Annotated in this window: 7 protein-coding genes; 1 reads left to right on the plus strand and 6 read right to left on the minus strand. The window is 66.1% G+C overall.

Going from position 1 to position 7,026, the window contains the following annotated elements:
* Positions 1-66 precede the first annotated feature (66 nt).
* The 4 genes from DB708_RS19320 to stf0 form a co-directional block, all read right to left on the minus strand.
* Positions 67-1,185 (minus strand): YeiH family protein, encoded by a 1,119-nt coding sequence (locus tag DB708_RS19320; RefSeq protein WP_108924570.1) that lies wholly within the window; start codon positions 1,183-1,185, stop codon positions 67-69.
* Positions 1,186-1,361: 176 nt separating this feature from the next.
* Positions 1,362-3,281: an adenylyl-sulfate kinase gene (gene cysC, locus DB708_RS19325; RefSeq protein ID WP_108924571.1), complete on the minus strand. Its 1,920-nt coding sequence runs from the start codon at positions 3,279-3,281 to the stop codon at positions 1,362-1,364.
* Positions 3,281-4,195: a sulfate adenylyltransferase subunit CysD gene (gene cysD, locus DB708_RS19330; RefSeq protein WP_108924572.1), complete on the minus strand. Its 915-nt coding sequence runs from the start codon at positions 4,193-4,195 to the stop codon at positions 3,281-3,283. The genes cysC and cysD overlap by 1 nt, the downstream gene beginning before the upstream one ends.
* Positions 4,192-4,995 carry a trehalose 2-sulfotransferase gene (stf0, locus tag DB708_RS19335; RefSeq protein ID WP_108924573.1) on the minus strand — a complete coding sequence of 268 codons (804 nt, stop codon included), beginning with the start codon at positions 4,993-4,995 and terminating at the stop codon, positions 4,192-4,194. The genes cysD and stf0 overlap by 4 nt, the downstream gene beginning before the upstream one ends.
* A 123-nt stretch (positions 4,996-5,118) precedes the next feature.
* Between stf0 and DB708_RS19340 the strand changes: the two genes are divergently transcribed.
* On the plus strand, positions 5,119-5,958 hold the full coding sequence (locus DB708_RS19340) for an SDR family NAD(P)-dependent oxidoreductase (RefSeq protein WP_108924574.1): 840 nt from the start codon (positions 5,119-5,121) through the stop codon (positions 5,956-5,958).
* 57 nt (positions 5,959-6,015) lie between these two features.
* Here DB708_RS19340 and DB708_RS28015 read toward each other — a convergent pair whose 3' ends face one another.
* Together DB708_RS28015 and DB708_RS19350 are read right to left on the minus strand one after the other, a co-directional pair.
* Positions 6,016-6,477: a hypothetical protein gene (locus DB708_RS28015; RefSeq protein WP_201263564.1), complete on the minus strand. Its 462-nt coding sequence runs from the start codon at positions 6,475-6,477 to the stop codon at positions 6,016-6,018.
* Between the two features lie 139 nt (positions 6,478-6,616).
* On the minus strand, positions 6,617-7,026 hold a 410-nt coding region (locus tag DB708_RS19350; protein ID WP_457852095.1), incomplete at its 5' end, for a PPW family C-terminal domain-containing PPE protein.

Below are 7,026 nucleotides of genomic sequence, written 5' to 3' on the forward strand. Positions count from 1 at the left end.
CTGCATGAGCGTCACGTTACCGTCTGCTCTGCAGGCCGGCGTGTTGCGCCTCGCGAGATGCTCTCGCTAGATGCTTACACCCCAATGGAATACGCGCGACGTCAGCGTGACGATGCCCAGCGAGACCGTCGCGACGACTGTGAGTCCTATCACAGCCACGACGAGTGGGCGCCATCCGGTGCGTGCGATTTGGCGGAAATCGGTGTTGAGTCCGACGCCGGCGAAGGTGAGCAGAAACGCCCACTTCGACACGTTCGCCAGGTTTGCGGTCTGCCCCAACGTCAGCCCGCCTGCGGTCGCGATCGCCGACACCGCCAGGAAGCCGAGCACGAACTTCGGGAACTTCTGCCAGATGAACGCCGCCTTCGCTGTTGCGCCGGGGGCGATCTCATCGGCCTGTCCGCGCGCGGCCCAATACAGCGCGAAACCCAGGACGACAAACCCGATCAGCGCATTGCGGGTCGACTTGACCAGTACCGCGATCTTGCCGGCATGCTCGGAATACAGGTAACCGGTGGCGGTGGTCTCGGCGGTGTTGTCCACGGAAAGGCCTGCCCACAGCCCGAATTCGTGATCGGTCAGCCCTATCGCATGTCCCAGCGGTGGCAGCACGAACAGCGACACCGCGCCCAACGCCAGGATGGCCGCGATCGCGTAGCTGACATCGGAGTTGCGAGCCCGGATCGCGCCCTTGGCGGCCACGATCGCCGACACACCGCAAACCGAGGTGCCTATTGCCAGCAGCGAGCCAAGCTTGCCGGATAACCCGAAAGCCCGCGCAACGACGATGATGACGGTTCCCGCGACCGTCATGTCCACCAGAATCTGGACCAGGCTGATCGCACCGAGTTTGGCGATATCGCCGAGCACGAAACGCGCGCCCAGCACCACGATGCCGATCTTCAACCAGAATTCGTAGGTCTGTACGCCCGGCCGAAATATCGGGTGCAGGCCGACGGTGTTGGTGATCAGCAGCCCAATCACGATGGCCCACAACACGTATTCGATGTCGGGCACCCGCCAGTGTTCGTGTTTGGCCAGCGCGTTCCACCAGACCTGGGCGTATTTGCCCAGCAGGCCGACGGCGATCAGCAGCAAAACACCCGGCACGTAGTCCAGTGGTTGCCTGCTGGTAAAGGTCGGTTCGTCCAGCGTTTCATACGGCTGGATTCCAGTGGTGCTCATGCGATCACCACGGAATCTTCGGGAGCGCATTGGCCACCGCCAAAGCGGCGACCACACCGGCGACAAGCGTCGCCCACCAGTCCACCGATATCGAGCCGACCCGCTTGCGCCAATCACTCACGCACGCATATTTGCCTGAGCGGCGCCGCAGGCCAAGTGATTGGATCGCGCTGAATCTAGCTAGCGGGCCGTTGTGGGCTGCGCTCGTCGAGTAACGCGATGACCGCGGCGGCGAGATCGTCGATGTCGGTGCCGGAGGTGTCGAGCACCAGGTCCGGGCTTTCCGGCGGTTCGTAAGGCGCGTCGACACCGGTCAGGCCCTTGAGCTCACCCCTGCGCACCCGTGCGTAAAGGCCTTTGGGGTCACGCTTTTCGCACTCGGCCAGTGAGGTGGCGACGTGCACCTCGATGAACGGAAGCTTGGCGGCGTCGTTGAGTGCTCGGGCGGTCTCGCGGTCCGACTTCAGCGGTGACACCAGCGAGGCCAACGCGACCACGCCCGCGTCGGCCAGCAGTCGAGTCAAATGGCCAACGCGCCTGATGTTTTCGGTTCGGTCACCGGGGGAGAAGCCCAAATCGTCCGACAAGCCATGGCGCAGGTTGTCGCCGTCCAGCAGATAGGCCACTCGCCCGGATTCGACGAGTGCCCGCTCCACGGCGACCGCGACGGTCGACTTGCCGGATGCGGGCAGGCCGGTGAACCAGATCGTCGCCCCGGCCTGTCCGGTGGCATGCCAACGATGGCCGCGATCGAGCGCCGAGGGATGCCAGCGGATGTCGGTGCGCGGGTGGGTGCCCGGCTTGACCTCTCGAGCCTCGATGATGGTGCCGGCGCCGACGGTGTCGTTGGTGGTCTCGTCGATCAGGATGAACGCGCCACTGTCGCGATTGTCGGTGTAGCTGTCGGCGATGACGACCGAACTGGTCCGCAGGGTCACGGTGCCGATGTCGTTGAGTACCAGCTCAACTGGCTGATCGAGCTCGTCGAGCGTCTCGGGGTCCAGCCGCGATTGCAGTTCTTGCACGGTGGCCCGCACGGTCTTGCTGGTTTGTTTGAGCGCCAGCCGGTCGCCGGCCCGCAGTGGGGTGTCGACGAACCAGCACACGGTCGCGTCCAGTTCCCGGGCGGCCACCGGCAGGACGGCGTCGTCGGCGCCGCTGACCAGGACGTCACCGCGGCCCACGTCGATGTCGTCGGACAGCTCTATCGAAACCGACAGCGGTGCAACACCTGTGGTGCGTTCGTCGTCGAGGGTGTCCAGCGCGGTCACCGTCGAGCGGGTGCCGGCGGGCAACGAGATCACCGGGTCCCCCACGGACAGCGTGCCCGCCGCCAGCCGCACGGTGTAGCGCCGCCGCACGTCGGCGGTCGGACGCGACACCCATTGCACCGGCAGGCGCAGTCGCGACGGCTCGGCGTTCGGCGCGGCCAGTTCGATGCTCTCCAGATACTCCAGCAGGGTCGGGCCGCGGTACCACGGCGTGCGGTCGGAGCGGTGCACGACGTTGTCGCCGTGCTTGGCCGCGAGCGGGATCACGGTGATGTCCACCTCGCCCAGGCGCGCCGCCAACTGCCGCAGCTGGTCCTCTACGTCGGCGAACCCGGCCTGGTCGAAGTCGATCAGGTCGATCTTGTTGACCGTCGCGACAAAGTGCTTGATGCCTAATAACTTTGCGATACGGGCGTGGCGGCGGGTTTGCCGCAGCACCCCGGCGCGCGCGTCGACCAGCAGGATGGCCACGTGGGCGTTGGAGGCGCCGGTGAACATATTGCGGGTGTAGCGCTCGTGGCCGGGAGTATCGGCCAGGATGTAGCTGCGGGCGGCGGTGGAGAAGAACCGGTACGCGACGTCGATCGTGATGCCCTGTTCACGCTCGGCGCGCAGGGCGTCCGACAGGGCCGCGAGATCGGCGATGCCCTCCTCGTCGGTCACGGCTTCCAGGTGATCCAGCGGCAGGCTATCGGTGTCGTGCAGCAGCCTCCCGATCAGGGTGCTCTTGCCGTCGTCGACCGACCCCGCGGTGGCGATGCGCAGCAGCTGACGTGTGATGCCCTTGGCAAGCAAGGTCTTTGAAGTATTCTCGGTGGCCGTCATCAGAAGTAGCCCTCTCGCTTGCGGTCTTCCATCGCGGCGGCCGACGTGCGGTCGTCGGCCCGCGTTTCGCCGCGCTCGGACACTGTCGCGGCCGAGATCTCGGTGATCACCCGGGCGATGTCGGTCGCCCGAGAACGCACCGCCCCGGTAATGGTCAGGTCGCCGACCGTGCGGTAGCGCACCCATTCCAAGGCGGCCGATTCGTCGTCGATCGGGTTGGCGTACTCCGACACCGCCAGCAGGATGCCGTCGCGCTCGAACACCTCGCGCTCGTGGGCATAGTAAATCGACGGTATCTCAAGGTCTTCCAACTCGATGTAGCGCCAGACGTCCAGTTCGGTCCAGTTGCTCAGCGGGAACACCCGCACCTGTTCGCCCTTCTTGATTCGGCCGTTGTACAGCGACCAGGGCTCTGGGCGCTGCGCGCGGGGATCCCACTGACCGAATTCATCGCGGAAGCTGAGGATGCGTTCTTTGGCGCGGGCCCGCTCCTCGTCGCGGCGGGCACCGCCGAAGGCCGCGTCGAATTCACCGGCCTCCAGCGCGTCGAGCAGGGTGCGTGTCTGTGCCCGGTTGCGTGAGGCGCTAGGTCCGGGATCAGGGACCCGGCCTTTGTCGATGGACTCCTGAACCGACGCGACGATCAGTTTGTGTCCTTCGCCGGTGACCCGGCGGTCACGAAACTCGATGACCTCGTCGAAGTTGTGACCAGTGTCGACGTGCATCACCGGAAACGGCAGCGGTAGTGGTCGAAAAGCCTTCTCCGCCAATCGGAGAAGCACGATCGAGTCCTTACCGGCCGAGAACAACAGGACGGGCCGCTCGAGTTCGGCGACGACCTCGCGGATGATGTGTACGGCTTCTGCTTCCAGCAGCCGCAATTCGTCGACCCGGGTTTCGGTCGTGGTGGTCATGTCGGTAGCCCCTCTCGTTGCGCCTCGGTCCGGTACCGGTCCACCCAGTCGTCGGAACGCTGGTCGGCTTGACGCTCGAGCACCGGTTGGGGCGCCAGCTGCGGGTCGAGGCCGAGTGCCTCGAGGATGGTGCCCACCACCTGAGTCAGGTTGCGCCACAACACCGGATACGGAATCTCCATCGGTTTTACGTCCTCTTCGGCAAACCAGTTTCGCCAGCCTTGTTCCTGGGCGCGCAGCATGGTGATGACGTGCGCGATGGCTCCCGCGTGATAGGTGGCACGCGCATCGCGGACCGGGTCGGGCCGCCCGCGCCAGACCCGGGTCTGCGCCGCGCGCCAGAACGAGACCGCCTGCGAGACCACATCGGGCCGATAGACGTAGACCAGCAGTGGCTCCTCGCCGACGACGTCGCGGATCGCGGACAGCAGGCCGTCGCCCGACCGATTCGGCAGCCCGCTGGCGCGCTCCAGCAGCAGCGGCGTTTGGTTCCACATCAGCTTGCCGCCCCAGATGCCGTTCGGTGTCCTGCCGACGGTGCGGATGTAGTCGCGCCAGATCTCCGGCGGCGCGAGGTCCGGCTTTCCGACATCTAGCGGATCGAGTAACCGCAGCACCGACTCGTCCTGCAGGCCGTCGAACCACTCGCGCGGCTGCGGTGCCTGGCTGGTGGTGGGCAGATACTGAAAGAATTCCTGCGGCTCGCCGGCCACGCCGGTCGCGCGCAGCGATTCGACGAGCAGCGTGCTGCCGCTGCGCTGGGATGCCAGCACCAAATAGGACGACGGATTCACTGCCACCAGCAAAGCCTAGCCGGAGGGAAATCCGCTGCAACACGCAGATTTACGTTCACGCTGAGCATAACTACAAACCGAATTCGCCTGGTGCTCGTGAAGTTTGCTGGCGAGCACTATCCTGGCGCAATGGCATCGAGCGTGTCCGGGAAGATCGCGTTCGTCACCGGCGGCGCCTCCGGCATCGGCGCCGCGCTGGCCACCAAGTTGGTCGACGGGGGCGCCGAGGTGTGGATCGCCGATCGCCAGCTGGGCGCGGCGCAGGAGCTGGCGCAGGTCCTGCGGCGGGACGGCGGCAAGGCGCACGCGATCGAGCTCGATGTCCGCAGTTACCCAGCGTTCGAACGCGCCGTGGCGGAGGCGGCGCGAGAATCCGGGCGGATCGACTACCTGTTCAACAACGCCGGCATCGGCGTTGGCGGTGAGATCGACTCGTACACCCTGGATGACTGGAACGACGTTTTCGACGTCAACCTGCGCGGCATCGCCTATGGCATCCAAGCGGTGTATCCGGTAATGATCCTGCAGCGCTCGGGTCATATCGTGAACACCGCCTCGATGGCCGGTCTGCTCGCCGCTCCCGGCACCGGAAGCTACACCGCGACCAAACACGCCGTCGTCGGGCTTTCGAAGGCGCTGCGGGTGGAGGCTGCCCGCCACGGCGTGCGGGTGTCGGTGCTGTGTCCGGGCGCGATCCGGACTCCGATCCTCACCGGCGGCGAGTACGGGCGGTATCACGGTGTCAGCGACGAGGAACTCCTCAAATTCTGGGAGCTGGCCCGGCCGATGGCGCCCGATAAGTTCGCCGAGCGCGCGCTTCGCGCCGTGTTACGCGGCGACGCGATCATCATTCTGCCCGCCTGGTGGCGGGCGCTGTGGTACCTGGACCGCCTGTTGCCGGCCCTGTCGACGCGCATGTCGCTACTCACGCTCAAGCGCCTACGCGACATGTCGCGTGACGCGTCCTGAGCGATATACGTCCAGGAAACAGCGAAAACACCACGCGCACTTCGGGATTAGCCAAAACTAGATGTGCCCCGGCGATTCCGGGGGAGGGACAATCGGCTCCATCGGCGGTGCGATCGGTGGCGGCGCAATCGGTTCCATCGGCGGTGGCTGGACTACCGGCGGTGGCGGCGGCGCAGCGATGGGTGGCGGCGGAAGGTACGGGCTTCCCAGGCACGCCGCATCCGCGGGCATGGACATGCATTGCGGATCCAGTGGGCCGGTGGGAGGTCCGGGCGGTGCGGGAGGTGCGGGTGGCCCCACCCAATACGGACCGCCCATACACGCGGCGTACCCGGGATTCTGCAGGCATCGGGGGTCGTCTGGACCGGTGGGCAGATCGGTCGCAAACCGGTTGAGCAACACCGGCGTACCCGGCGTTGCGTTCACCGGCGCTTCGGTGGGTATTGCTGCCGTAATAGCAACGGCTGCAGATACATTCGTGATCGCCGTACAGATGCCCACAATGATGGAACGGGTCATGATCCCCCCTTTTAGCCGGACCCCACAGCCGACTCTTCATTACCGTCAATGTGGACAATCGCACTCCGCAAAGCGCAGGTCAAGACCCGGTATCCGACGAGTTATGGCAACCGAGGGGCGCCCGACGGCCGGTGCGGTTCTAGGAGTCGGGGTCCCACGTGCCCGGCATCATCGGCATGCGTGGGCCGCCGCCGAACGCATCGTCTTCCAACACCGTTAATCCGGCTGGCGCCGTGACGATCTCGGTGGGCCTGGTGCCGGAGAAGCCCGGGTTCCGGGGGGCATGGTCCGCAGCCACCGGCGCCGGCTCTGACTCCAGGTCCAGGTATTCATAGCCGCGGCCGAGTTGTTTGGCCTTCGCCCGGCGGCGGCGCCGATCCGGAGTCCGTTCGTCCGGCTGTGCCACCACAACTGCCTCCACGATGCCCGGCTTGGCCGCCTTCCTCGCACTGGCGTCGGCGGTTGCCGCCCGCTTGGCGTCCGCGGTCAGGCCACCGAGCAGGTAGGACAGCCCTTCGATGGTGGTGACGGGTGGTGCCGATGGCGGGG

Origin of the sequence: Mycobacterium montefiorense (assembly GCF_003112775.1) — a bacterium.
GTDB lineage: Bacteria > Actinomycetota > Actinomycetes > Mycobacteriales > Mycobacteriaceae > Mycobacterium > Mycobacterium montefiorense.